1 rRNA gene is annotated in these 243 nt (G+C 42.0%); it reads left to right on the forward strand.

Annotated elements, in window-relative coordinates:
- The first annotated feature begins 124 nt into the window (after positions 1–124).
- Positions 125–239, forward strand: a 5S ribosomal RNA gene (rrf, locus tag H4J67_RS20210).
- Positions 240–243 lie beyond the last annotated feature (4 nt).

Raw genomic sequence — 243 nt, forward strand, 5'->3', positions numbered from 1 at the left:
CGAAGTGTTTGTAAAAGACTGACATATAAAGAATAACTTCACGCACTGTAATGAATTGAATAAGAAAACGCTTTTATATTTATGGCTCTAGCGAGCAACAGCTTTCAAGATTGTAACTTTTTTGTCTAGCGACAATAGCACTGTGGCACCACCTGATCCCATTCCGAACTCAGAAGTGAAACGCAGTAGCGCCGATGGTAGTGTGGGAGTTCCCATGTGAGAGTAGGACATTGCTAGGCTTCT

The organism is Colwellia sp. BRX10-4 (genome assembly GCF_014077465.1).
Taxonomy (GTDB): Bacteria; Pseudomonadota; Gammaproteobacteria; order Enterobacterales; family Alteromonadaceae; genus Colwellia_A.